The following is a 21,774-nucleotide window of genomic DNA, read 5'->3' as shown; positions in this document are numbered from 1 at the left end:
GATTCGTAAACTCACTTCAACGTAGCGGTTTACGAGTTCGGAGGAGCCGGGACCGAGCCGACACGCGGCCGTCCCGAGCATCCGTGGACTCCCTCGATAATCCTCGGATAATAACGTTCATGCCCGGCCGGCGTCCACGACGCGAGTATGCCCAAGATAAGCGTCGAGATCCCGGCGGAGCTGCTCGCGGACCTCGACGAGCACGTCGGCGACGACGGGAAGTTCGTGAACCGCAGCGACGCGGTGCGCGCGTCGATCCGGAAGAACCTCGACCTGCTCGACGAGATCGACGCCCGACACGACCGCCTCGACGAGGACGCGCCGTCGACCGCCGCCGGATCGGCCGCGGGCACGGAGACGGGCGGGCCGGCGGAGGAGACCGATGAGTAGCCGGACAGCTGGCGGTCGGGACGGCCCCTTCCGGACCGACCCGCTGGACCGGTCCGCGGTCGCGGCGGTCGCGCTCGTCACGCTGTTCACGGTCGCGCTCGCGACCGCGCAGCTCACCGCCGCGAAGGTGCTCGCGCTGCCGCTCCCGTTCGCGCTGCCGGTGGTCGGCCCGGAGATCCTGCTGCCGGGCGCCGCGCTCGCGTACGCGCTCACCTTCCTCGCCTCCGACTGCTACGCCGAGCTGTACGGCCGGCGGGCCACGCAGGTCGTCGTCAACGTCGCGTTCCTCGCGAACTTCCTCGTGTTAGCGCTCGTGTGGTCGACGCTCGCGGCGCCCGGAGTCGACCCCGAGGTGTCGGCCGCCTTCCAGACCGCGCTCGGGCCGGCGGCGAACATCGTCGCGGGCAGCCTGCTGGCGTACGTCGTCAGCCAGAACTGGGACGTGTTCGTCTTCCACGCGATCCGGGACCGCACGGGCGAGGGGCTGCTGTGGCTCCGCAACATCGGCTCGACCGCCACGAGTCAGGCGATAGACACCGTCATCTTCGTCGGCGTCGCCTTCTACGCCGCGCCGACCCTGTTCGGCGTCGGCGTCGCGTTCGAACCGCCGGCGCTGCTCGCGCTGGGGCTGGGCCAGTACCTGCTGAAGCTCGCGATCGCCCTCCTCGACACGCCGGTCGTCTACCTGATCGTCGGCGCGGTCCGGAACTGACCGGCGCGCCCGCGTCCGGCCCGCTTCGCTCCGCTTTCCGCAGATCTCAGCCGACCGCCAGCGCCCGCGCCGCTCGGTCGGGGAGGTCGACCGGGACCTGCTCGAAGGAGTCGCCCGCGTCGCGGGTGACGAAGAGCCCGCGGTTCGAGAGCGCCCAGACCTCCCCGGCGGCGCGGCCGGCGGCCAACACGGCCCGATAGGTGCCCTCCCCGGTCGGGAACCCGCGCTCGTCGAGCCGATCAAATCCTTCGTTGCGGCGGTAGCGGTACAGGTACGCCTCGCCGCGGCGGTGTGCGGCCGTCGCGCTCTCGGCCGCGCTGACCAGGGCGGTGTCGGGGTCGCCGGGGTCGACCGCGAGCCCCCAGACGTAGCCGTGGTCGAGGCCGGCGTCGCGGACGCGCCACGAGTCGCCGCGGTCGCCGCTCTCGGCGAAGCCGTCGCCGGCGGCGGCGTAGACGCGGTCGGGCGCGTCCGGGTGGGTTGCCATCGCGTGCGTGTCGCGGCGCGACCCCGGCGGGCGGTCGGTCCACGTCTCGCCGCCGTCAGCGGTCACGGCGAGCGCGCCCGCCTCGATGCCGAGGAGCCACCGCTCCGGGTCGGCGGGGCAGGGCTCGATCCACCGGACGTGGTGGGTGTCGGGCCGCGGCGGGAACGACCACTCCTCGGCGGAGGGGAGGTCGGTCAGCCCGCCGACGCGCTCGGCCGTCTCGCCGCCGTCCGCGGAGCGGTACGCCCGCGAGGGCTCCGTGCCGATCCAGACGACGTCGGGGTCGTGCGGGCTCGTCGCGACCGCGGTCACCGCGTCGGGGCCGGACCCCTCGGGGCCGAGCGTCGCGGCGGCCGCGCGGGCGAACCGGCTCCCGCCGTCGACGGAGCGGAACAGGCCCGCGTCCGACGTCCCCGCGAGGACGCGCGGAGCGGAGTCTCCGGCACCGTCCGTACCGTCCGCGTCGGCGTCCGCCTCGCCGCGCGCGACGGAGAGGCACTCCACGCGCTGGCCGGAGAGGCGCGTCTCGACCGCGCCGGTCGCGGGGTCGACGACCCGGAGCCCGTCGTCGTAGGCCGCGTAGATGCGCATGGGTCGGCGTTCGGCGGGGAGGGCCAAAAGCGTACGCCGGGGCGCCGGAGCGCCGAGCCCTCGGCGGGCCGAACCCCCGTCGCGGCGACCCGGGTTCCACGAGCGCAAGAGACTTACCGCCGCCGCCCGTGCGAACTGTACGCATGGATCTTCGCGTTCAGGGGGACGTTCCCCCCGACCCGTTTCTCGGCGCCGCGGACCTCTTCGAGACCGAGCGCTCCGTGGAGGCGCCGGTCCGCGTCGTGGTCCGCGAGGACCCGGACGAGCGGACCTGGGCCGGCCACTACGACGACCACCACGTCCTGAACGTCTCCCGGCGGGCCGCCACGAGCGCGATGGCGCGCGAGCTGGCGATCCACGAGCTCGCGCACATGGCGCGCTACGAGGAGGGCCATCCCTCGCACCTCCAGTCGACGGAGGAGGCGTTGTACCTCGGTCTCTCCGGCGAGAAGGTCGAGCGCCGGAAGCTCGCGCACTGTTACCAGATCGCGAACCACATGAAGGACATCTACGCCGACGACATCACGCTCTCGGTGGCGCCCGCGGACAAGCTCCTTGGGTTCCTCGAATCGACGCTGGCGGCCGCCGTCGCCGACCGCCCCGACGTGTCGCGCACCGGCTCGCCGCCGGTGACGGCGGGCGCCGACCCCGAGATCACGGCCGTCAACGCGGCGTTCGCGCTCGCCCTCGTCGAGCGGCACGACATCGCCCGCCCCGACCACCGCATCTACGACCTCGCGCGCGCGGCCGGCAGCGACACCGAAGCCGTCGACGTCGACGCGTTCAAGAACAGGTTCCTCGACCTCGGCCACGACCCCTCCGAGAGCGACTACCGGAAGGCGCTCGTCGCCGCCGCCCGCGCCTACGCGGTTTAAAAACGAAACGCGGCACACGACGGTCAAGTTGCGGATGACGCCTTTTTCCAGACGAGACCGATCTCGGCGATTACTTATAAATAAAACAGCGGTGGCGTCGCCGGCGGCTCTGCCGCCGGCTGCAAGAGGCGCGTCGCGCCTCCCTGCGCGCCTCCGAGCGGCCGTTTTTAAACGGCCGCGAGGAGCGCGTGCGAGGGAGTCGGCCGGCCGGAGCGAAGCGAAGGCCGGCCGACGAGGCTGGGGAGGCGTGAGGTGCCGTGCGCGGAGCGGTACGGGGTGGGACTCAAAAGGGGCAGCCGCGAGGCGGGCGCACGCTCGCTGCGCGCCTCGCTCAGTCGCTCGCGCTGCTCGCTCCTTCGGTGCGGTGCTTACGTCGCCTGCGCCCGCCTCGCGGCTGGGGCTTTGGCGGTGTTCGCCGCCGATCTACGGTCGGTTATTTATAAGCGAGCAGCTGGAACTTCGGCGGCGCTCTCCATCCTCCCGCTGTCGATTGTTTATAAATAAACGGCTGTGGCTTGGGCCGTATTCGCCGCTAAAACGCCGTCTGCCGTTTATACACAACCGCTCCGAGCCCCGAAACGTCGTACTCCGCGTCCTATTCCGCGTCGTTCTGCGCGGGTTCGCCGTCGCCGTCCGCCTCCGCCGTCCCGCCCTCGTCCGTCGAATCGGCCGCTTCGACCGGCGCGCTCGCGTCCTCCGCCTCGGCGCCGCCGTCGAGGACGGTCACGCGAGCGGACATGATACGGGTGTTATCGACGCGCTCGATCCGAATGCGGACGCCGTCGAACTCGATCTCCTCGCCCTCCTCGACGAGCCGTCCCGCGCGGTTGAACACGAAGCCCGCGAGCGTCTCGAACTCCTCGCCCTCGGGCAGTTCGATCCCGAGGATCTCGTTCACCTCGTCGATGTTGACCTGGCCCTGAACCACCGCGACGTCGTCGTCGACGAACTCGACGGGCGCGGACTCGTCGCCTTCGAGGATCTCGCCGACGATCTCCTCGGCCACGTCCTCCAGCGTGATGATCCCCTCCGTGGTGCCGAACTCGTCGATCACCGTCACCATCTGGAGGCGGTTCTCCTGCATCTCCGCGAGCAGCTCGTCGGCGTTCTTCGACTCGGGGACGTGGAGCGTGGGCTTGACGACGCGTTCGAGGGAGGGCGTCCCCTCGGAGTAGCGCAGCTCGCGGACTAAGTCGCGTACCGTGACGACGCCGACGATGTTGTCGAGGTTCCCCTCGTAGACGGGGACGCGCTCGTGGTCGGCCTGGATACACGTCTCGATCGCCTCCTCGACGGTGTCCTCCTTCGCGACCGCCGTGACGTCGAGCCGCGGCGTCATCACCTCCTTGGCGATGGTGTTGTTGAATCGGAAGATGCGGTCGAGCATCTCCCGCTCCTCCTCGTCGATGACGCCCTCGCGTTCGCCCGTCTCGATGATGTCCTGGATCTCGTCGCGGGTGACGTACGACGACTCGATCGCCGAGCGGCCCCCGGTGATCTTGTTGACCACCCGGGTCAGGTAGTCGAACAGGATCACGAGCGGGAGGAGGACGTACTCGGAGAGCTTCAGCGGGCGGGCGATGCGTAACGCCCACGACTCGGTGTTCTCGACGGCGTAGGACTTCGGCGCGCTCTCGCCGAACAGCAGGACGAGCGCCGTGATCCCGAAGGTGGCGATGGTCACGGCCTGCCCCTGGCCGAGGCCGAGGTAGACGAGCAGCCCGGTGGAGATCGACGACATCGCGATGTTGACGATGTTGTTGCCGACGAGGATCGTGATGAGGAGGCGGTGCGGGTCGGTCTTCAGCGCCTTCACCGTCTCCGAGCCTGGCACCCCGTCCTCGACGAGGCTGTCGATGCGGTGCTGCGGGAGGGAGAACATCGCGATCTCCGACGAGGAGAAGAACGCCGACAGCGCGATCAACACGAGGATCGTGAGCGCGCCGAGCGCGGCGACGACGGTGTCGCCGGGCATCTGTATCTGGAGGAGACCGGCCGTCAGCGTACTCGACCACAAGCCCATATTCGTTTGTCATCCGTCGGCCCACGATTAAAGGGTTCCCTTCGCTGAGCCCCGCGGCGGGGCGGCGGGGTGCCGCCGACGCGCGTGCCGCCGCCGACGGGAGCCCTCGTCGACGCGCGTGCCGCCGCCGACACGGTTACCCGTCTCGCGGGCGAACCGCGGGACATGAGCGAGCCACAGATCACCCTGTACCGGCTCCAGGCGTGTCCGTTCTGCGAGCGCGTCGTCCGGACCCTGAACGAGCTCGACGTGGAGTATCGCTCCCGGTACGTCGAGCCGATGCACTCCGAGCGAAACGTCGTCAAGCGCGTCTCCGGCGCCCGGAGCGTCCCGGCGATCGTCGACCGCGAGACCGGCGTCACCATGTCCGAGAGCGCCAACATCGTCGAGTACCTGAAGGGAACGTACGGCGAGGGAGGTGCCTGAGATGGTCGACTTCGACGTCGTCTCACTGCCGGAGACCGACCACGTCGCCGAGGGCGACACGGCGCCCGACTTCACCCGCCCGCTCGTGAACGGCGAGTACTGGGAGGACCGCGCGCTCGACGACGTCGTCGACGGCCCGACGCTCCTCCTCTTTCACCCCATGGACGGCACCTTCCAGGGGACGTACCTCTACAACACGGTCGACGACCACGGGTGGAGCGACGACCTCGACGTCCTCGGCCTCTCGGTCTCGACGCCGTACGCCCACAAGCGCCTGCTCGCCGAGCGCGGCGACGGCGTCCGGATCTTCTCCGACCCGGGCGCGGGCGTCGTCGAGGAGTACGGCCTCGCACACGATATCGACGGCATGACGGGGATCACGGAGAGCCGCCCCGCCGTCTTCCTCCTCGATTCCGACCGCACCGTGGAGTACGCGTGGGTCGCGAGCGAGCACCCCGAGTTCCCCGACGCCGAGGCGATCGGCGACGCGGTCGCCGACCTCGTCGACTGACCGGAGTCGAGCCCGCCGACCGACGCGACCGCGGGTTCGCCGACCGACGCGCGGACCGCACACACTCGTCACGCTTTTTCAACTCGCCGCCGAACGGACGCGCGTGACCGCCGACACGAGCGACGACCGACCGGACCGATCCGAGGCGCTGCGCGCGGCGGCCGCCGCCGTCGACCGCGGCGACCTCGTCGTCTACCCGACCGAGACGGTGTACGGGCTGGGCGCCGACGCGCTCGACCCCGACGCCGTCGAGCGCGTCTTCGAGCTGAAGGGCCGCGACCGGTCGAACCCGCTCTCGCTCGGCGTCGCGAGCGTCGACGACGCGCTCCGCTACACCCGGCCGACGGAGTTAGCCGTCGCCTTCGCGCGGGCGTTCCTCCCGGGCCCGGTGACCGTCGTCGTCGAGCGCGACGACCGGGTGCCCGACGCGCTCACCGCCGGGCGCGACCGCGTCGGGATCCGCGTGCCGGACCACGACCTCGCGCGGGCGCTGCTGGACGAGACCGGACCGCTCACCGCGACGAGCGCTAACGTCTCCGGAGCGGGCAGCGTCACGGACCCCGCCGACCTCGACGACCGGATCCGCGAGGGAGTCGCCGCCGTGATCGACGGCGGGGAGACCCCCGGCACGGAGAGCACGGTCGTCGACCCCGAGGCGGGGACGATCCACCGGCGCGGGGCGATGGCCGGCGCCATCGAGGCGTGGCTGGCGGACCCGCCGGTAGAGGAGTGAGGAGAGCCGGCGAAAAGCGTTCGTTCGCGCGGGTCAGACGGAGAGTTCGCCCTTCGCTTTGACCACGGTCAGGTCCTCGGCGTCGACCGTCTCGACGTCGAGCCAGTGGGGGACGTACTCGCGTTTGTCGTACGCCTCGCGCTCGTCTTCGGTGCCGACGGTACACCAGAGCTGCGGCTCGTCCGGGCCGTGCCAGCCGCCCTGAACGTTGATGCCGAAACAGACCAGCTCCTCGCCGTCGTGCTCGATCACCGCGTCCTTCCGGATGTCAGGGTCGCCGCGGATGATGAGGTGGTACATGTGCCGGGGTTCGCGTGTTCCGGGCTTAATCGCTTCGATACCGCGGATCGGATCGCGGCGACGGCCGCGTAGAACGCGGGGCCGTCGCCCTCACCACCCCCGATCGAGGTCCTCGACGAGCGCGCCGAGGATCTCGCGGGTCGTCGCGGCGACGATCGGTTCGAGCGCGTCCGGGTCGCTGTTCGTCGGGTCGCCGAGCCCGCCCAGTTCGGTCACCTCGTCGAAGTACTCGTAGCTCCGCGTTCGGGGCATCTCGTCGGCCTCCTGCGGCTCCTTCTTCTCCGTCCGGACGAGGTCCGGGCGGTACAGCTCCACGAAGCTCGTCTCGTGGTCGCCGGCGTGGCCCCACCCCTCGCCGTACGCCTCCGCTAAGTCCTCCTCCGCGAAGTCGGTCCAGTGAACGAAATGGACCGTGAGGTCGGTGTCGCGGCCGAGCCGGTCAGCGGCGATCGACAGCGGCTCGCGGTTCCCGCCGTGGCAGTTCAGGAGCAGCAGGCGGTCGACGCCGTGTTCGGCGACCGACTCGCCGATCTCACGGACCACGTCGACGTACGTCTCCGTCGAGAGGGTGATCGTGCCGGGGAACCGCATGTGGTGTTCCGACTGGCCGTACGGGAGGAGCGGGAGCCGCAGCATATCGAGGTCGAACTCGTCGGCCGCGTCGACGAGCTCGGCGGTGAGGTGGTCCGCGCGGAGCGTGTCGGTTGACACCGGGAGGTGCGGGCCGTGCTGCTCGATGCTGCCGGCCGGGAGGACCGCGAAGTCGGCCTCGTCGATCGCGTCCCCCGCCTCTTCCCACGTCATGCCGAACAGGTCGGCGTCCGTCTCTGGCATACCGTCGGATGCGGCGTCGGGCGAGGAAAAGTTCGGGGTCGCGGCGACCGCCTCAGCCGGAGTAGTAGTACTCGCCGTCGCGCTTCTGCTGGCTGTCGAGCTGCGACCCCGGCTTGTTGATCCGGGGGCGCCCGGTGCGCTCGTCGCGCCGGAAGGTGATCTCGAGGTCCGCGAGGAACTCGTTCATCCCGTCGCGCATGTCCTGTGGCGGCGCCGCGCGCCCCCGCTCGGCCGGCTCCCCGTCGAACACCATCAGGCGGTCCGCGAGGAGGTCGATCATGTAGATGTCGTGGTCGATCACCATCACGGTCGCGTCGTGGTTCTCGGCGTACCGGCGGATCGCGGTCGTCGCCCGCACGCGCTGCTCGACGTCGAGGTGCGCGGAGGGCTCGTCGAGCAGGTAGAGGTCGGCGTCGTCGGAGAGGCAGGCCGCGATGGCGACGCGCTGGCGCTCCCCGCCGGAGAGGTCCGAGAGGTTCTGCTCCATGATCCGCTCTAACTGGAGGGGCTGCGCGATCTCGGTGTTCCAGTACGAGGAGCCGAACTCGTCGGTGATCGAGGAGAGGAACGCGTCGACCCGCATGTGCTGGTCGATGTCGATGTACTGCGGCTTGTAGGAGATGTCGAGCGCGAAGTCGAGCTCGCCCTCGTCGGGCTCGAGATCGCCCGTGAACAGCTGCGCGAGCGTGGACTTCCCGATCCCGTTCGGGCCGACGACGCCGAGCACCTCGGAGCGGTTGATCTCGCCGCCCTCGACGCGGAGCTCGAACTCCCCGTCGCCGTACGACTTCCGCAGGTCGGGGTACTCGATCAGCGTCTCGCTCCGGGAGGCGACCCGCGGCGCGTGCTCCTCGAAGGTGATCGCCGACGGGCGGATCCGCATGTTCTCGTTGTCGAGGTACCCCTTCAGGTACTCGTTGATCCCCTTCCGGACCGATTTCGGGTCGGTGATGACCCCGTACGCGCCCGGCTCCCCGTACGCGACGTGGAGGGTGTCGGCGAGCAGGTCGAGGATCGCGAGGTCGTGCTCGACGACGAGCATCGAGCGGTCAGCGGCGTCGTCGTCCGCCAGCTCGCGGATGAGCCGCGCGACGATCATCCGCTGGCCGATGTCGAGGTACGGCGTGATCTCGTCGAGGAAGTAGAAGTCGGCGTCGCGGGCGAGACACGCCGCGATGGCGACGCGCTGGAGCTCGCCGCCGGAGATGGAGTCGATGTCCTGGTCCATCACCGGCCGGATGTTGAGCCGGTCGACGAGGTCGTCGAGCGCGCCGCGCTCGTCGGTCCGCTCCAACAGCTCGCGGGTGTTGCCGTCGAACTGGTTGGGGATCTGGTCGACGTACTGCGGCTTGCGCGCGACGGTCACGTCGCCCGCCTTCAGCGACTCGAGGTAGTTCTGGAGCCCGGTGCCGCGGAAGCGGTCGAGGACGCGCTCCCAGTCGCCGTCGGCGGCGTGGTCGCCGAGGTTCGGGACCATCTCGCCGGCGAGCGCGTGGACGGCGGTCGACTTCCCGATCCCGTTCGGTCCGAGGATGCCCGTGACGCTGCCCGGCTCCGGCGTCGGGAGGCCGTACAGCGAGAAGGCGTTGTCGCCGTAGCGGTGGACCGGGTCGTCGTCGAGCTCGGAGGGGAGGTTGATGATCTCGATGGCGTCGAACGGGCACGACTGGACGCAGATACCGCAGCTCTCGCCCAGGCAGATCTCCTCGGAGATGTGGATCTGGTCGGGGTCGCCCTCCTCGGCGTCGGGCCCGCGCTCCGTGATGCACTCCTTGCCCGTCCGGTTGGGCGGGCAGTCCTTCATACACTCGTAGTTGCAGCGGTCGGGCTGACACCGATCGAGGTCCACGACCGCGATGCTGTCGTCGGCCATCTCAGACCCCCAGGTCGACGGCCGAGGTCAGCAGGACGGTGTAGCTGATGAACCAGAGGGTGAACGTGAGAAACGCCACGTAGAGGTTGTCCTTGATCCCGAGGTCGCCGACGCCGACTGCCTTGAATATCGGGTACTGGGCGATGACGAACGCGCCGAGCACGAAGACCGCGGTGGTGCTCGCGGCGGACGCCGGGTCGGTGCCGACGTAGACCGCCGAGACGACGCCGGCGGCGATGCCGGCGAGACAGCAGATGGTCGTGACGACCACGCCGCGCGCGTGGTCGGACAGGCCCGAGTCGTCGCTCATGCCTTCGGATCCGCGAGCGCCCGTGAAAAGCCGTTCGTTCCGGCCGTCCCCCGCGACCGCGACGGGGCGACCGCGGGTTCGCTCCGCTCGTCGGCCCGCCGCGCGACGGCACGGCCGAGGCGCGCGCGAGCTAAATCGCTGACTGACTGGTCAGTCCAGCGGCCGGTTACCGGTGTTTTTTGCTGGGTTATGGCGCGAAATGCGGCCGTTTTTACTGGTAAACGGCGCTCAGACGGCCATGCTCCATCAACATTTATGAGCGTGTGCGGTTTCGAATCGTAACGATGGAAGGAACTCAAACGGAGGGGCTCGACGACCTCCCACCGAGCGCCAAACTCGTCTTCAAGGTGCTCGAGTACAACGGACCGCTGACCCAGAAGGGGATCGTCCAAGAGTCGATGCTGTCGGCCCGCACCGTCCGATACGCGCTCGAACGGCTCGAGGGGATCGGCGTCGTCGACGAGGACGTCTACTTCGCGGACGCCAGACAGAACCTCTACAAGCTCACGGAACCGGCTCAGGAGTTCACCGCCGACGAGAGCGAGGCCTCCTGCACCGCCGACTGACGCTCCGTTTCCCGTCGCCCGCACGGCCTCCGTTTTTACGCATCCGCGCCGACGACCCCGAGCGGCGCGTCTCCGTCACGCCTGCCGCTCCGCGGAGCCCGACTACTCCGAGCGCTCCGACCCGCCCTCTCGCGCGCCGCGGACCGCCGCCGCTATCGTGAGGACGACCGCCACCGACAGCGCCGACGTCGCCGCCAGCACGAACGCGAGCAGGAGGAACCAGACGTCCGGGCCGAACAGCGGGTAGTCGCGCGTGTCGATCACCGGCCCGAGCAGCTCGAAGGTCCTGACGAGGTACAAAAGCGCCGCGAGCAGCGCGCCGGCCGCCGCGCCGACGCGGACGTTGCGGTAGAACGACAGCGACTCCAACAGGACCAACATCGGCGGCTTCGAACTGTCGTCGCTCACGGGTGTTCGTACGGCCGGCGACCGCAAAGAGCCATCGGAACGCGCCGCGCGGTGCGGGCAGTCCGGCGCGATCGACGGCGGACCCTCACGATCGAAACGGACGTACGAGGGCCTGACAGCGTCAGTGACAGCCGTCAAGTGGGTCGGGGGCGAACCGCGGCGCATGCCCAGAGTCGTGCTGTCGGCGTTCCCGATGATAGACCCCGAGACGTACCGCGAGGTCCTCGCCGACGCCGTCGACGAGCCGGTCGAGGTCGAGGTCGCGGAGATGGGGTCGACGGAGCGGCTGATCGAGGCGGCGGCCGGCGCCGACGCGGTCGTCACCGACATCGACACCCCCGTCACCGAGGCGGCGCTCGACGCCGTAGACCCCCGAGTCGTCGTTCGCTCGGCCGTCGGCGTGGACAACATCGACGTCGCGGCGGCCGCGGAGCGCGGCGTCACCGTCACCCGGGTGCCCGAATACTGCACCGAGGAGGTGGCGACCCACTCCGTCTCGCTGCTCCTCGGCTGTCTGCGCTCGCTGAAGCCGTACGACGACGCGGTCGAGGACGGCGGGTGGAGCTGGGAGGTCGGCGCCCCGACCCGGCGAGTGAGCGCGTCGACGATCGGCCTGCTCTCGTTCGGGCCGATCGCGCAGCGGGCGGCCGAACAGCTCTCCGGGTTCGACGCCGACCTCGTCGCGTACGACCCGTTCGTCGAGGCGGAGGAGATGGCCGACTACGGCGTCGAGAAGGTTGATTTCGAGGCGCTGTTCGACCGCGCCGACCACGTCGGCGTCTACGCGCCGCTGACGGACGCGACGCGGGGGATCGTCGACGCCGACGCGCTGGCGCGGCTGAGCGAGGACTCGGTCGTCGTCAACGTGAGCCGCGGCCCGGTCGTCGACGCCGACGCGCTGCTGGACGCGCTGGCGGCGGACGAGATCAAGGCCGCCGCCCTCGACGTCCTCGCCGAGGAGCCGCCCGAGGACGACCCGCTCGTCGGCCGCGACGACACGGTCGTCACGCCGCACGCCGCGTGGTACAGCGAGGAGGCGAAAGACGACCTGAACCGGAGCGGCGCCGCCGACGTGGCCGCCGTGCTCAACGGCGAGACGCCCGACGGTCGGGTCGACCCCGCCGCGGACTGGCTGTAGTGGGTCGGTAGTTGCGGAGGGGGCAACGAGACGGGCTACAGACGGTCGAGCGCGTCGAAGTCGTCGCCGTCGTCGAGGTCGTCGTCCCCCGAGTCGTTCGAGGTGTCGGAAACCACGGAGTCGCCGCCGTCGCCGCTCGGGTAGTCGGCGTCGAGCCCCGCGGCGAGGCCGGCCCCGAGGTCGTAGGTGTCCCGCACCGTCTGCGCGAGGACGCCGTCGCGGTCGAAGACGACGTAGACGGCGACGAACTCGTGGGCCGCGGGGCGCAACACGAACACCTCCCGCGGGTCGTCGTCGTCCCGCGACTCGTTCACGCGGGCGACGAGCGGCTCTATCGGGAGCCGCCCCGTCCGCACCTCCTCGAAGGTGTCGCTGCCGGGCGCGTCGGCGAAGAGGTATAACGCGCCGTTGGGGTCGCCGTCGTTCGACCGCGTCGTGATCGAGCCGACCGGCTCGCCCTCGGCGCGGATCTGTCGCCACGTCTCGACGGCCGCCTCGAACATCCCCTCGACGCCGTCGGCGAAGCGGAACCGCGTCTCGCGGACGACGTCGACCTCGCGGAAGCGCGCGGCGCCGTCGGTCCACGCCAGCGTCGCGTCGACGACGAAACCGGGGCGGAGCGCGTCGACGGCGTCGGCGAGGTCGCCCTCGTACCCCTCGGCGGTGGCGTAGAGGGGGTCGAAGCGGTCCTCGGCGTCCGGGTCCGTCGGGTCCACCGGCTCGTCGGCCAGCTCGACGAGGACGAACTCCTCGGTGTCGTCGGGGGCGGCGGCCGACGAGTCGGCCGGAGGGGAGTCGGCTGCCGCGTCGGCGTCGGGCGCGTCGTCGATGTCCGGCCGCTGGCGGCGGTCGTGGACGCGGAACCGGCCGCTCGTCGTCGGGTCCATACCCGTCGCTGGGGCGGCGGGCGGAAAAGCCGGTCGGAAGCGGACGCAGAAACGGTCCGGAACCGACCGCGGATCCGTGTCGTTATGGGGCGGGCGGCCCAAAGAACCGGTAAATGGGGATCCTCGAGGACAAGTCGAACGCCCGGCTCTTCTACAAGTACCTCTCGAAGGTGTACGACCGGATTAACAGCTTCAACTGGAACGAGGAGATGCGCGCGGAGGCGCTCTCGTGGCTGGAGTTCGGCGACGACCCGAAGGTGCTCGACGTGGGCTGCGGCACCGGGTTCGGCACCGAGGGACTGCTCGAACACGCCGACGACGTCCACGGGCTCGACCAGAGCGTCCACCAGATGGAGAAGGCGTTCGAGAAGTTCGGGAAACACGACAGGGTGAACTTCTACCGCGGCGACGCCGAGCGGCTCCCGTTCCGCGACGACGCGTTCGACGTCGTCTGGTCGTCCGGCTCCATCGAGTACTGGCCGAACCCCGTCGAGGGGTTACGCGAACTCCGACGCGTCGCGAAGCCCGGCGGACAGGTGCTCGTCGTCGGTCCCGACTACCCCCACAACCCGATCCTCCAGCGGGTGGCCGACGCGATAATGCTGTTCTACGACGCCGACGAGGCCGACCGGATGTTCGAGGCGGCCGGGTACGAGGAGTTCGAACACCACATTCAGCAGGCGACGCCGCAGAGCCCCCGCGCCATCACGACCGTCGCCCGCGTTCCGGGCGGCGACGAGGCGGGCGGCAGTTCCGCGTCGGGTACCGAGGAGTCCGGATCGGGCGCCGAGGAGTCCCCGTCGACGGCGCCCGACGCCGAGTAGCGGCGTCGGCACCGATCCGTCCGAGACGCGCGTTCTCACCCCGACTCGACGAACGCCTCCAGCGTCGCGACCGGCTGCCCGTCGGCCGTGATCTCGACCGTGACCCGCCGGCCCGGTTCGAGCGTCGGGTCGTTGCTGTCCGCGACGCGGAACGTCGCCGTCTCCCCGACGCGCAGCGTGTCGCCGCCGGCGGAGTTGAACGCCCCCGTCGGTCCGGGGTGGAAGCCGGCGGCCGAGAAGAACGGGACCGGCGGCTGTTCGTCGAGCGGTTCGCCGTCGACGCTAACGCGGACCGTCACCGCGGAGACGTCGATCGGGTCGCCGCCGCGGTGGTCGATCGCGATCCGGTCGTCGGTCGCCGACAGCGACAGGGCCGCCGACGGCGGCACCGTCGCGCTCGGGGCGTCGAGCGCGGCGGCCGCGACGCCGCCGGCCAGCACGACCGTGATCGCGATGAGCAGCACGCCCGCGACGGGCGCCATCCCTCGGGCGCGACGGACGACTGGTGGCACGGCGGCCCTGCGGCGGTTTCGGGTAAAAGGGTCGGCCCGGGAGGCGACGCCCCCGGGTCGGGCCGTCACTCGTCGTCGACCGGCCGCGGCGTCGGGAGGGGCTCGATGTCGCCGAGGACGACGACGCGGGGCTCGTCGACGACCGTGATGCGGTACGTCTCGGCCGGCGAGAGCGTCCGGACGACCCCCTCCTCGTCGGTCGTCCCGATCGTCCGGCTGTCGCCGTTGCCCACCGACTTGGTGACGGTGACGTCGGGGACCGGTTCGCCCGTCTCGTCGTCGAGGACGGTCACGGTCACCGGGCCCCCGGGGTACGTCCGTTCGACGGTGACGTTGAACCCGTCGCCCGCCGCCGTGACGGGCTCGCTGTCGGGGAACGCGGACAGGTCGATGCGCTGGTGTTCGACGAACACCTGCTCGGTGCCGCCGCTGACGAACGTCCGGAGGGTCCCGACCTCGTGCGGGATGGTGATCCGCTGGACGGAGCCGGCGCCGAACGCGTCCGGTTCGCGGAGCGCGGCCGTCTCGGGGTAGGCCGCCTCGGTCATCTCGATCGCCGCGTCGTTCGAGATGTCGCTGCCGCCGCGGTCCCAGCGGTCAGTTCGGAACACCTCGCGGACGTACTCGCCGTCGACGACCGTGGCGAGCACGACGGCGCCCTGACTCGACGCGACGTACAGCTCGCTCGGCGAGGACTGGCCGCGAGCGGTCGCGAGCGCGCGGTCGCGGACCGGCCCCTCGTACACCTGGAGCGCCACCTGAAGCTCGTCGAGCCGGCCGGGCGAGCTGAACCCGTCCGTCGACTCGGCGAGCGCGTCGATCTCGTCGAGCCGCTCGTCGTACTCGCGGGCGGTCGCGGCCACGCGGACGAGCTCGTCGACCAATTCGCGGTCGCTGATCTCGCCGGCCGCGTGCGCGCTGAAGGCGGCGGTCTGGCGGCTGTTCAGCGCCACCTCCGCGCGCTCGACCCGGTTGAGCTCCGCGAGGATCTGCTGTTGGCGCTCGACGCCCGCCTCGGCGCGTTCGATCCGGTCGACGACGGCCGCCGTCTCGAAGGCGGCGTCGGCGTCGGCGGTCGCGAAGCCGAGCGACGACCCGAGGTCCGGGCCGCGGGTGTACGCGCTGACGCGCGTCTCCGCCCCGGGCGGCGTCGAGAGCGTCCGAAACGTGAGGTTGGCCGTGTCGATCTGCGGCGTCGTCTGTCCGGTGACGGTCGCTGCCGAATCGGCGGACAGCGGGGAGTCGGCGGGACCGACCGAATCGGCGGACGGTGCCGAATCGGCGGACGGAGAGACGGCGCCGGGCGCGGTGACGCCGGCGACCGGGGCCACGAGCAGCAGGACCGCGACCGCGGCGATCGGGAGGGCTCTCATCGTCTCCGGGTTCGACCCGCGACACAAAAAGTCCACCCACTGCGGTCGGCCGGCGGGTCGTGCGGCCGGGGGTCGCGGGCGAACGCGGCCGGTGGAGCCGCGCGGGTCGGCGTCGCGGGCGAACCGCAGGCGATGGAGCCGCGCGGGTCGGCGTCGCGGGCAGACGGCGGCCCGGGAGCGCAAGCTCGGTCCGGCATCCTGTCAAAAAACAGTGTATGGAAAGCGTTTTGCCCGGCGCGCGAGTGACCCGAGACGTATGCGGAACCCCGCCTTTCGCGCGCTCTTGGTCGCCGTCGTCGCGCTCGCGCTGGTCGCGAGCGCCGGCGGCGCGGCCGACGGTGCGACCACGACCCCCTCCTCCCTCGGCGCGGACGACCCCCCGGCCCACGTGCCGGCAGTCGGTGACGAACCGCGCGTCCGCGAGTCGGTCGACGACCGCTCGCCGGCGGTCCGCCAGCAGACCGGCGACGGCATCACGTCGCCGTCGACGACGCGGATCCGACTCGCGTTGAACTCCGACCGCAGCGCAGACTGGACCGTCGCGGTCCGGTACTCGCTGGCGGACGAGAACGAGACGAGGGTGTTCAGGGCCGCCGGCGACCGCTTCCTCGACGGCGAGGTCGGCCCGAGCGCCGAGCTGTTCGAGGGGTTCCGCCGCGAGGCGAACCGGAACGTCGACCGGTCGATGGCGATCGAGGACGTCGAACGCGAGGTCGTCGTCCACGAGGACCCGGGCGAGTTCGACGTCGCCACGGAGGACGCGGTCGCCGTCGGCGAGCTCCGGCTGCGCTTCACCTGGACGTCGTTCCTCGCGCAGGACGGCGAGAGCCTCGTCCTCGGGGACGCGCTGACGACGCCCGGCAACGAGACGTGGCTCCGCAGCCTCGAAGCGGGCCAGACCCTGGAGGTGGCGACGCCGGAGGGGTACACGGTCACCGGAACGCCGAGCAGCGCCGTGACGCAGCTCTCGGACGGCGACGTGATCATCGAGGGTCCCCAGACGTTCGAGGGGGGCGAGCCCGTGGTGATCGTGTACGGGCCCGCGGGGGCGGGCGCCCCGTGGACGATGCTGATGGCCGCGATCGTGCTCGCCGCGGCCCTCGTGGCCGGGAGCGTCGTCGGGTACCGCCGGATCAACGACGGGGAGAGGGACCCGAACGAGTCGGCCGCGAACGGGGGCGAGCGCGCGGCGAGCGGCGGCGGCCCGGGTCCGGTCGGCGTCGGCGACGCCGGTCCGGGGACCGGAGGCGACGCCGGCGCCGACGCGACCGACGAGGCGGACGACGGCGACGGGGAGGACCTCTCGCTGCTCTCGGACGAGGAGCGCGTCGAGCGCCTCCTCGACGCGAACGGCGGCCGGATGCGACAGGCCGACATCGTCGCCGAGACCGGGTGGTCGGACGCGAAGGTGTCGCAGCTGCTCTCGGCGATGGCCGACGAGGGGCGCGTCGAGAAGCTCCGGCTCGGCCGCGAGAACCTCATCTCGCTGCCCGACGGCGAGGACGCCGACGGAGGAGGCACCGACGGCGACGGAAGGGCCGACGACGGCGACGACGACCGCTGACGACCCGGCACGCGACCGGACCGGGCGGAAACCGCTGGTCCGCCGTCGGCCGTTCCGAAAACCATTACAGGGCGAGCGACCGAGTATCGATCATGAAGGTTCTGGTGACCGTCAAGGAGGTCGCGGAGGCGGACGACGACTTCGCGATCGAGGGGACCGACATCGCCGAGTCCGACCTCGAGTACGACCTGAACGAGTGGGACGACTACGCCGTCGAGGCCGCCGTCCAGCTCGCGGAGGCCGGGATCGCGGACGAGGTCGTGACCGTCACCGTCGGCCCGGAGCGCGCCGAGGAGACGATCCGGATGGCGCTCGCGAAGGGCGCGGACCGCGCGGTCCGCGTCTGGGACGACGCGCTGGACGGCGGGTTCGCCGACGTCGCCTCGAAGGTCGCCCTGTTCGAGGCGGTCGTCGACGAGGAGGAGCCGGACCTGGTCCTCGGCGGCGTCCAGGCCGCGGACACCGGCTTCGGCGCGACGGGCGTCGCGCTCGCGGAGCGGATCGGCTTCGAGCACGCGGCGGTCGTCAACCACCTCGACGTGGACGCGGACGCGGGCGTCGCGCACGTCCACCGCGAGCTGGAGGGCGGCGTCGAGGAGCTGACCGACGTCGACCTCCCGGCCGTGTTGACGGTCCAGACCGGGCTCAACGAGCCCCGATACGCGAGCCTCCGCGGGATCCGGCAGGCCCAGCGAAAGGAGATCGCGGCGAAGGACCTGTCCGACCTCGGGCTGACCGCGGACGACGTCGAGAGCGCGCTGACGATCACCGAGATGTACGAGCCGGAGAGCGAGTCCGACGCGGAGATCATCGAGGGCGACGCCGGCGAGTCCGCGGGGCGCCTTGCCGAGGTCCTCCGCGAGAAGGGGGTGAGCGCGTGATGAGCGTGCTCGTCGCCGCCGAACACCGCCGCGGCGCGCTCCGGGACGTCACCTACGAGGCGATCACGGCCGGACGGGAGCTCGCCGACGCGCGCGGCGGCGACCTCCACGTGGCCGTCATCGGCGGCGACGTCGACGGCTTCGCGGAGGAGCTCAACCGCGAGGGCGTCGACGCGGTCCACGCGGTCGAGGACGGCGAGGAGTTCGACCACAACGCCTACCAGGCGGCGGTCTCGACGCTCGCCGACCGGGTCGACGCCGGCGCGGTAGTCCTGCCGAACTCCGTCAACGGGCTCGACTACGCGCCCGCACTCGCCGAGGACCTCGGCGCCCCGATCGTCACCGACGCGGTCGGAATCGCCTACGACGACGGGCTCACCGTCACCCGCGAGATGTACGGCTCGAAGGTCGAGACGACCGTCGACGTCGCGGGCGACCGGTTCGTCCTCACGGTCCGCGGCGGCGAGTGGCCGCCCGCGGAGGGGGTCGGCGACGCGACCGTCGAGGCGGCCGAGGTCGACATCCCCGAGTCGGGCGCCCGCGTCACGGGCTTCGAGGAGGTCGGCGGCGGCGACGTCGACATCGCGGACGCCGACGTGCTCGTCTCGGTCGGCCGCGGCATCGAGGAGGAGGAGAACCTCGAGCTCGTCGAGGAGCTCGCGGACGCGCTCGGCGCGACGCTGTCCGCCTCGCGGCCGATCGTCGACAACGGCTGGCTGCCGAAGAACCGGCAGGTCGGCCAGTCGGGGAAGGTCGTCACGCCGGACGTGTACATCGCGGTCGGCATCTCCGGCGCGGTCCAGCACGTCGCCGGCATGAAGGGGTCGGACACGATCATCGCGATCAACACCGACCCGAACGCGCCCATCTTCGACATCGCCGACTACGGGATCGTCGGCGACCTCTTCGACGTGGTGCCCGAACTCATCGACGAGTTCGCGTAGGCCGGCGGCGCCGTTCCGGCAGTAACGTTCTTTGACTCCGGTCGAGAACCGGACGGGCAGACGGCTCGGCCGTCCGTTCGCCATGATCCCGATCCGCGCCGCCGTCCCGACGCTCGCGGAGGCGAGAGCGCTGCTCGCCGGCCGCCGCCGGGCGGTCGACGGCGAGCGGGACGCGGTCGCCGCGGAGCATGCGGGCGAGGAGCCGGACGCGGCGCTGCTCGATCTGGTGTCGGAGCCGTTCGCGTCGGTCGCCGACGTCGACGAGCGGCTGGCGCGGACCGAGTCGTACCTCCGCGAGCGGGGCGACCGGCGCGCGGTGTTCCTCACGGTGTACAGTCGGATGACCGCGACCGTGCGGACCGCCATCGACGACGGCGCGTTCGTCGACTCCGAGTGGGCAGCCGCGTACCTCGTCGCCTTCGCGGAGCGCTACCGGCGGGCGCTGGTCGCGTTCGAGCGCCGGGCGTTCGACTCGCTTCCCCGGCCGTGGCTGCTCGCCTTCGGCGCCGCGGCCCGCGGCGAGACGCTCGTCGCGCAGGACGCCCTGCTGGGCATCAACGCGCACATCACGTACGACCTCACGTACACGCTCGGCGACGTGGGGATCGACCCCGACCGCGGCGCCAAACTCGAGGACCACGACCGGATAAACGCGGTCCTCGCGCGGCTCGTCCAGACCGCGCAGGACGCGCTCGTCGAGGCGTACGACGCGGTCGGCGTCGCCGGGATCGATCGGCTGTTCGATCCCCTCGACGACCGGTTAGCGCTGCTGGGGCTGCGCGGCGTTCGGGAGTTCGCCTGGCGGAACGCCGTGTTACGGGCGGACCTCCCGAGGTGGGTCGGCGGGCCGTACGTCGACTGGCGGACGGAGACAGTCGCGACCGGCGCCGCCGCGGTCCTGCTTGCGCCCGAGTTCGACGCCGAGGCGGGCGAGCGACTGCGGGATGCGGAGGCCGAGGGCGACGCCGCGGGCGCGTTCCGCAAGGCGTTCGGACGCCTGACGTAGGGAGCGGACGAGCGAGCGTCGGACGGGGGCAGGGAAGCGAGCGTCGGACCGGTCGCGTCGCGTTCTCGGTTCGTTTATGACCCCGCCCACCCTCCGATCCGGCATGAGCGAGGCCGACGAGCAGACGGTCGCGACCGCGACCGGCCGGGAGATCTGGATCGAGAAGTACCGGCCACAGACGCTCGACGACATCCACGGCCAAGAGGAGATCGTCGAGCGCCTCCAGAGCTACATCGCGCAGGACGACGTGCCCCACCTTCTCTTTTCAGGCCCTGCGGGCGTGGGGAAAACAACCGCGGCCACCGCGATCGCCCGCGAGATATACGGCGAGGACAACTGGCGCGGGAACTTCCTGGAGCTGAACGCCTCCGACCAGCGCGGGATCGACGTCGTTCGCGACCGGATCAAGGGGTTCGCGCGCTCCTCGTTCGGCGGCGACTTCCGGATCGTGTTCCTCGACGAGTCCGACAGCCTCACGGATGATGCGCAGTCGGCGCTCCGCCGCACGATGGAGCAGTTCTCCGACAACACCCGCTTCATCCTCTCGTGCAACTACTCGTCGAAGATCATCGACCCGATCCAGTCGCGGTGCGCCGTCTTCCGCTTCTCGCCGCTGTCTGACGAGGCGGTCGGCGGGATGGTCCGCGAGATCGCGGCGGCCGAGGGGATCGAGGTGACCGACGCGGGCGTCGACGCCCTCGTGTACGCGGCCGACGGCGACATGCGCCGCGCGATCAACTCGCTTCAGGCGGCGGCGACGACCGGCGACGTCGTCGACGAGGAGGCGGTGTACGCGATCACGGCGACCGCGCGGCCGGAGGAGATCGAGTCGATGGTGACGGACGCGCTGGACGGCGACTTCGCGCGGGCGCGCTCGACGCTCGACACGCTGCTCACGGAGACGGGGATGGCCGGCGGCGACGTGATCGACCAGCTCCACCGCTCAGTCTGGGAGTTCGACCTGAGCGAGCGCGAGGCGGTGCGGCTCATGGAGCGCATCGGCGAGGCCGACTACCGGATCGCCGAGGGGGCCAACGAGCAGGTCCAGCTGGAGTCGCTGCTTGCGGCGCTTTCGTTAGACGAATAAGCTGGCGCCGGATCTCCGCTCGTTCTTTTATAAACAGTCGGCCGCGGACGGATGACGAACACCGCCAAAGCCCCGGCCGCTCGCTTATAAATGGCTGAGAACAGATCGGCGGCGAACACCGCCAAAGCCCCAGCCGCTCGCTTATAAATGGCTGAGAGCAAATCGACGACGGACGCCTCCAAAGACCCAGACGCTCACTTATAAATGGCTGAGAACAGATCGGCGGCAAACACCTCCAAAGCCCCAGCCGCGAGGACTCGATGGGCTCGCTGCGGTCCTCGTCGCTCACTCCGTTCGCTCCTGCGGTCCTTGCTTCGCCCGTCTTCGTCCTCGCGGCTGCCCCTTTGAGTCCCGCCCCGCACCGCTCCGCACAGCACCTCACGCCTCCCCAGCCTCGTCGGCCGGCCTCCGCTTCGCTCCGGCCGGCCGACTCCCTCGCGCGTGCGATTCGCGCCCTTCGGGCGCTCATCGGCACGCGCCATTCCGGCAGGCGCGCTTTTTAAATCACGGCGGCGCCGA

At 71.0% G+C, this 21,774-nt stretch carries 24 protein-coding genes; 14 read left to right on the top strand and 10 right to left on the bottom strand.

The window, feature by feature from the left end:
* Nucleotides 1-147: 147 nt before the first annotated feature.
* Both DVK07_RS02175 and DVK07_RS02170 read left to right on the top strand, forming a co-directional pair.
* Entirely contained in the window at nt 148-390 is a 243-nt protein-coding gene (locus DVK07_RS02175; RefSeq protein ID WP_121595506.1) for a type II toxin-antitoxin system ParD family antitoxin, read from the top strand.
* Nucleotides 383-1,102, top strand: coding sequence for a queuosine precursor transporter (locus DVK07_RS02170; RefSeq protein ID WP_121595505.1), 720 nt, complete (start codon nt 383-385; stop codon nt 1,100-1,102). The genes DVK07_RS02175 and DVK07_RS02170 overlap by 8 nt, the downstream gene beginning before the upstream one ends.
* Before the next feature lie 46 nt (nt 1,103-1,148).
* Here DVK07_RS02170 and DVK07_RS02165 read toward each other — a convergent pair whose 3' ends face one another.
* Complete coding sequence (locus tag DVK07_RS02165) at nt 1,149-2,180, bottom strand: hypothetical protein (protein WP_121595504.1); 1,032 nt, start codon at nt 2,178-2,180, stop codon at nt 1,149-1,151.
* A gap of 143 nt (nt 2,181-2,323) precedes the next feature.
* On the opposite strand from DVK07_RS02165, the gene DVK07_RS02160 reads away from it, so the two are divergent.
* On the top strand, nt 2,324-3,055 hold the full coding sequence (locus DVK07_RS02160; RefSeq protein ID WP_121595503.1) for a DUF5781 family protein: 732 nt from the start codon (nt 2,324-2,326) through the stop codon (nt 3,053-3,055).
* A gap of 595 nt (nt 3,056-3,650) precedes the next feature.
* On the opposite strand, the gene DVK07_RS02150 is transcribed toward DVK07_RS02160, so the two are convergent.
* Nucleotides 3,651-5,078, bottom strand: coding sequence for a hemolysin family protein (locus DVK07_RS02150; protein ID WP_121595501.1), 1,428 nt, complete (start codon nt 5,076-5,078; stop codon nt 3,651-3,653).
* Nucleotides 5,079-5,243: 165 nt separating this feature from the next.
* Here DVK07_RS02150 and DVK07_RS02145 point away from each other — a divergent pair, with 165 nt between their 5' ends.
* The 3 genes from DVK07_RS02145 to DVK07_RS02135 all read left to right on the top strand — a co-directional run bounded on the left by DVK07_RS02145 (nt 5,244) and on the right by DVK07_RS02135 (nt 6,748).
* Complete coding sequence (locus DVK07_RS02145; protein WP_121595581.1) at nt 5,244-5,504, top strand: glutathione S-transferase N-terminal domain-containing protein; 261 nt, start codon at nt 5,244-5,246, stop codon at nt 5,502-5,504.
* Nucleotide 5,505: 1 nt separating this feature from the next.
* The gene (locus DVK07_RS02140; RefSeq protein ID WP_121595500.1) at nt 5,506-6,015 is read left to right on the top strand and encodes a redoxin domain-containing protein; all 510 of its coding nucleotides are present in this window, start codon (nt 5,506-5,508) and stop codon (nt 6,013-6,015) included.
* A gap of 103 nt (nt 6,016-6,118) precedes the next feature.
* Entirely contained in the window at nt 6,119-6,748 is a 630-nt protein-coding gene (locus tag DVK07_RS02135; protein ID WP_121595499.1) for an L-threonylcarbamoyladenylate synthase, read from the top strand.
* 33 nt (nt 6,749-6,781) lie between these two features.
* On the opposite strand, the gene DVK07_RS02130 is transcribed toward DVK07_RS02135, so the two are convergent.
* The 4 genes from DVK07_RS02130 to DVK07_RS02115 form a co-directional block, all read right to left on the bottom strand.
* Complete coding sequence (locus DVK07_RS02130; protein WP_121595498.1) at nt 6,782-7,048, bottom strand: HAH_0734 family protein; 267 nt, start codon at nt 7,046-7,048, stop codon at nt 6,782-6,784.
* Between the two features lie 90 nt (nt 7,049-7,138).
* Complete coding sequence (locus tag DVK07_RS02125; protein WP_121595497.1) at nt 7,139-7,882, bottom strand: creatininase family protein; 744 nt, start codon at nt 7,880-7,882, stop codon at nt 7,139-7,141.
* A gap of 52 nt (nt 7,883-7,934) precedes the next feature.
* Nucleotides 7,935-9,755 (bottom strand): ribosome biogenesis/translation initiation ATPase RLI, encoded by a 1,821-nt coding sequence (locus DVK07_RS02120; RefSeq protein WP_121595496.1) that lies wholly within the window; start codon nt 9,753-9,755, stop codon nt 7,935-7,937.
* Nucleotide 9,756: 1 nt separating this feature from the next.
* Nucleotides 9,757-10,065 (bottom strand): hypothetical protein, encoded by a 309-nt coding sequence (locus DVK07_RS02115; RefSeq protein ID WP_008443028.1) that lies wholly within the window; start codon nt 10,063-10,065, stop codon nt 9,757-9,759.
* 284 nt (nt 10,066-10,349) lie between these two features.
* On the opposite strand from DVK07_RS02115, the gene DVK07_RS02110 reads away from it, so the two are divergent.
* On the top strand, nt 10,350-10,631 hold the full coding sequence (locus DVK07_RS02110; protein ID WP_004598013.1) for a helix-turn-helix domain-containing protein: 282 nt from the start codon (nt 10,350-10,352) through the stop codon (nt 10,629-10,631).
* A gap of 102 nt (nt 10,632-10,733) precedes the next feature.
* Here DVK07_RS02110 and DVK07_RS02105 read toward each other — a convergent pair whose 3' ends face one another.
* Complete coding sequence (locus DVK07_RS02105; protein WP_121595580.1) at nt 10,734-11,012, bottom strand: hypothetical protein; 279 nt, start codon at nt 11,010-11,012, stop codon at nt 10,734-10,736.
* 190 nt (nt 11,013-11,202) lie between these two features.
* On the opposite strand from DVK07_RS02105, the gene DVK07_RS02100 reads away from it, so the two are divergent.
* Nucleotides 11,203-12,177 carry a C-terminal binding protein gene (locus DVK07_RS02100; protein ID WP_121595495.1) on the top strand — a complete coding sequence of 325 codons (975 nt, stop codon included), beginning with the start codon at nt 11,203-11,205 and terminating at the stop codon, nt 12,175-12,177.
* Between the two features lie 35 nt (nt 12,178-12,212).
* Here the strand turns inward: DVK07_RS02100 and DVK07_RS02095 are convergent, their stop codons facing one another.
* Entirely contained in the window at nt 12,213-13,064 is an 852-nt protein-coding gene (locus tag DVK07_RS02095; RefSeq protein WP_121595494.1) for a DUF6663 family protein, read from the bottom strand.
* 113 nt (nt 13,065-13,177) lie between these two features.
* Between DVK07_RS02095 and DVK07_RS02090 the strand changes: the two genes are divergently transcribed.
* Nucleotides 13,178-13,888 carry a methyltransferase domain-containing protein gene (locus DVK07_RS02090; protein ID WP_121595493.1) on the top strand — a complete coding sequence of 237 codons (711 nt, stop codon included), beginning with the start codon at nt 13,178-13,180 and terminating at the stop codon, nt 13,886-13,888.
* A 35-nt stretch (nt 13,889-13,923) separates the two neighbouring features.
* Here DVK07_RS02090 and DVK07_RS02085 read toward each other — a convergent pair whose 3' ends face one another.
* Nucleotides 13,924-14,370, bottom strand: coding sequence for a type IV pilin (locus DVK07_RS02085; protein ID WP_121595492.1), 447 nt, complete (start codon nt 14,368-14,370; stop codon nt 13,924-13,926).
* A 95-nt stretch (nt 14,371-14,465) separates the two neighbouring features.
* Complete coding sequence (locus tag DVK07_RS02080; protein ID WP_121595491.1) at nt 14,466-15,773, bottom strand: hypothetical protein; 1,308 nt, start codon at nt 15,771-15,773, stop codon at nt 14,466-14,468.
* A 256-nt stretch (nt 15,774-16,029) separates the two neighbouring features.
* Between DVK07_RS02080 and DVK07_RS02075 the strand changes: the two genes are divergently transcribed.
* The 5 genes from DVK07_RS02075 (at nt 16,030) to DVK07_RS02055 (ending at nt 21,255) form a co-directional block, all read left to right on the top strand.
* Nucleotides 16,030-17,337: a hypothetical protein gene (locus tag DVK07_RS02075; RefSeq protein ID WP_121595490.1), complete on the top strand. Its 1,308-nt coding sequence runs from the start codon at nt 16,030-16,032 to the stop codon at nt 17,335-17,337.
* A 92-nt stretch (nt 17,338-17,429) separates the two neighbouring features.
* The gene (locus DVK07_RS02070) at nt 17,430-18,218 is read left to right on the top strand and encodes an electron transfer flavoprotein subunit beta/FixA family protein (protein ID WP_121595489.1); all 789 of its coding nucleotides are present in this window, start codon (nt 17,430-17,432) and stop codon (nt 18,216-18,218) included.
* On the top strand, nt 18,218-19,162 hold the full coding sequence (locus DVK07_RS02065; protein ID WP_199719396.1) for an electron transfer flavoprotein subunit alpha/FixB family protein: 945 nt from the start codon (nt 18,218-18,220) through the stop codon (nt 19,160-19,162). Before DVK07_RS02070 ends, DVK07_RS02065 begins: the two co-directional genes overlap by 1 nt.
* Before the next feature lie 82 nt (nt 19,163-19,244).
* Nucleotides 19,245-20,168, top strand: a complete 924-nt coding sequence (locus tag DVK07_RS02060; protein WP_121595487.1) for a DUF5995 family protein — start codon at nt 19,245-19,247, stop codon at nt 20,166-20,168.
* A 103-nt stretch (nt 20,169-20,271) separates the two neighbouring features.
* The gene (locus DVK07_RS02055; protein WP_121595486.1) at nt 20,272-21,255 is read left to right on the top strand and encodes a replication factor C small subunit; all 984 of its coding nucleotides are present in this window, start codon (nt 20,272-20,274) and stop codon (nt 21,253-21,255) included.
* Nucleotides 21,256-21,774 lie beyond the last annotated feature (519 nt).

Source organism: Halorubrum sp. Atlit-26R (assembly GCF_003666015.1).
Lineage (GTDB): Archaea > Halobacteriota > Halobacteria > Halobacteriales > Haloferacaceae > Halorubrum.
Note: the sequence above shows the minus strand (reverse complement) of the source record. Positions and strands in the feature narration are given on the sequence as shown.

What these genes read in the sequence shown, in the direction of transcription:
- DVK07_RS02095 (WP_121595494.1), bottom strand. Translation starts at nt 13,064, where the DNA reads ATGGACCCGACGACGAGCGGCCGGTTCCGCGTCCACGACCGCCGCCAG.
- DVK07_RS02125 (WP_121595497.1), bottom strand. Translation starts at nt 7,882, where the DNA reads ATGCCAGAGACGGACGCCGACCTGTTCGGCATGACGTGGGAAGAGGCG.
- DVK07_RS02115 (WP_008443028.1), bottom strand. Translation starts at nt 10,065, where the DNA reads ATGAGCGACGACTCGGGCCTGTCCGACCACGCGCGCGGCGTGGTCGTC.
- DVK07_RS02070 (WP_121595489.1), top strand. Translation starts at nt 17,430, where the DNA reads ATGAAGGTTCTGGTGACCGTCAAGGAGGTCGCGGAGGCGGACGACGAC.
- DVK07_RS02085 (WP_121595492.1), bottom strand. Translation starts at nt 14,370, where the DNA reads ATGGCGCCCGTCGCGGGCGTGCTGCTCATCGCGATCACGGTCGTGCTG.
- DVK07_RS02175 (WP_121595506.1), top strand. Translation starts at nt 148, where the DNA reads ATGCCCAAGATAAGCGTCGAGATCCCGGCGGAGCTGCTCGCGGACCTC.
- DVK07_RS02105 (WP_121595580.1), bottom strand. Translation starts at nt 11,012, where the DNA reads ATGTTGGTCCTGTTGGAGTCGCTGTCGTTCTACCGCAACGTCCGCGTC.
- DVK07_RS02100 (WP_121595495.1), top strand. Translation starts at nt 11,203, where the DNA reads ATGCCCAGAGTCGTGCTGTCGGCGTTCCCGATGATAGACCCCGAGACG.
- DVK07_RS02055 (WP_121595486.1), top strand. Translation starts at nt 20,272, where the DNA reads ATGAGCGAGGCCGACGAGCAGACGGTCGCGACCGCGACCGGCCGGGAG.
- DVK07_RS02080 (WP_121595491.1), bottom strand. Translation starts at nt 15,773, where the DNA reads ATGAGAGCCCTCCCGATCGCCGCGGTCGCGGTCCTGCTGCTCGTGGCC.
- DVK07_RS02060 (WP_121595487.1), top strand. Translation starts at nt 19,245, where the DNA reads ATGATCCCGATCCGCGCCGCCGTCCCGACGCTCGCGGAGGCGAGAGCG.
- DVK07_RS02165 (WP_121595504.1), bottom strand. Translation starts at nt 2,180, where the DNA reads ATGCGCATCTACGCGGCCTACGACGACGGGCTCCGGGTCGTCGACCCC.
- DVK07_RS02145 (WP_121595581.1), top strand. Translation starts at nt 5,244, where the DNA reads ATGAGCGAGCCACAGATCACCCTGTACCGGCTCCAGGCGTGTCCGTTC.
- DVK07_RS02090 (WP_121595493.1), top strand. Translation starts at nt 13,178, where the DNA reads ATGGGGATCCTCGAGGACAAGTCGAACGCCCGGCTCTTCTACAAGTAC.
- DVK07_RS02170 (WP_121595505.1), top strand. Translation starts at nt 383, where the DNA reads ATGAGTAGCCGGACAGCTGGCGGTCGGGACGGCCCCTTCCGGACCGAC.
- DVK07_RS02130 (WP_121595498.1), bottom strand. Translation starts at nt 7,048, where the DNA reads ATGTACCACCTCATCATCCGCGGCGACCCTGACATCCGGAAGGACGCG.
- DVK07_RS02075 (WP_121595490.1), top strand. Translation starts at nt 16,030, where the DNA reads ATGCGGAACCCCGCCTTTCGCGCGCTCTTGGTCGCCGTCGTCGCGCTC.
- DVK07_RS02160 (WP_121595503.1), top strand. Translation starts at nt 2,324, where the DNA reads ATGGATCTTCGCGTTCAGGGGGACGTTCCCCCCGACCCGTTTCTCGGC.
- DVK07_RS02065 (WP_199719396.1), top strand. Translation starts at nt 18,218, where the DNA reads ATGAGCGTGCTCGTCGCCGCCGAACACCGCCGCGGCGCGCTCCGGGAC.
- DVK07_RS02140 (WP_121595500.1), top strand. Translation starts at nt 5,506, where the DNA reads ATGGTCGACTTCGACGTCGTCTCACTGCCGGAGACCGACCACGTCGCC.
- DVK07_RS02120 (WP_121595496.1), bottom strand. Translation starts at nt 9,755, where the DNA reads ATGGCCGACGACAGCATCGCGGTCGTGGACCTCGATCGGTGTCAGCCC.
- DVK07_RS02150 (WP_121595501.1), bottom strand. Translation starts at nt 5,078, where the DNA reads ATGGGCTTGTGGTCGAGTACGCTGACGGCCGGTCTCCTCCAGATACAG.
- DVK07_RS02110 (WP_004598013.1), top strand. Translation starts at nt 10,350, where the DNA reads ATGGAAGGAACTCAAACGGAGGGGCTCGACGACCTCCCACCGAGCGCC.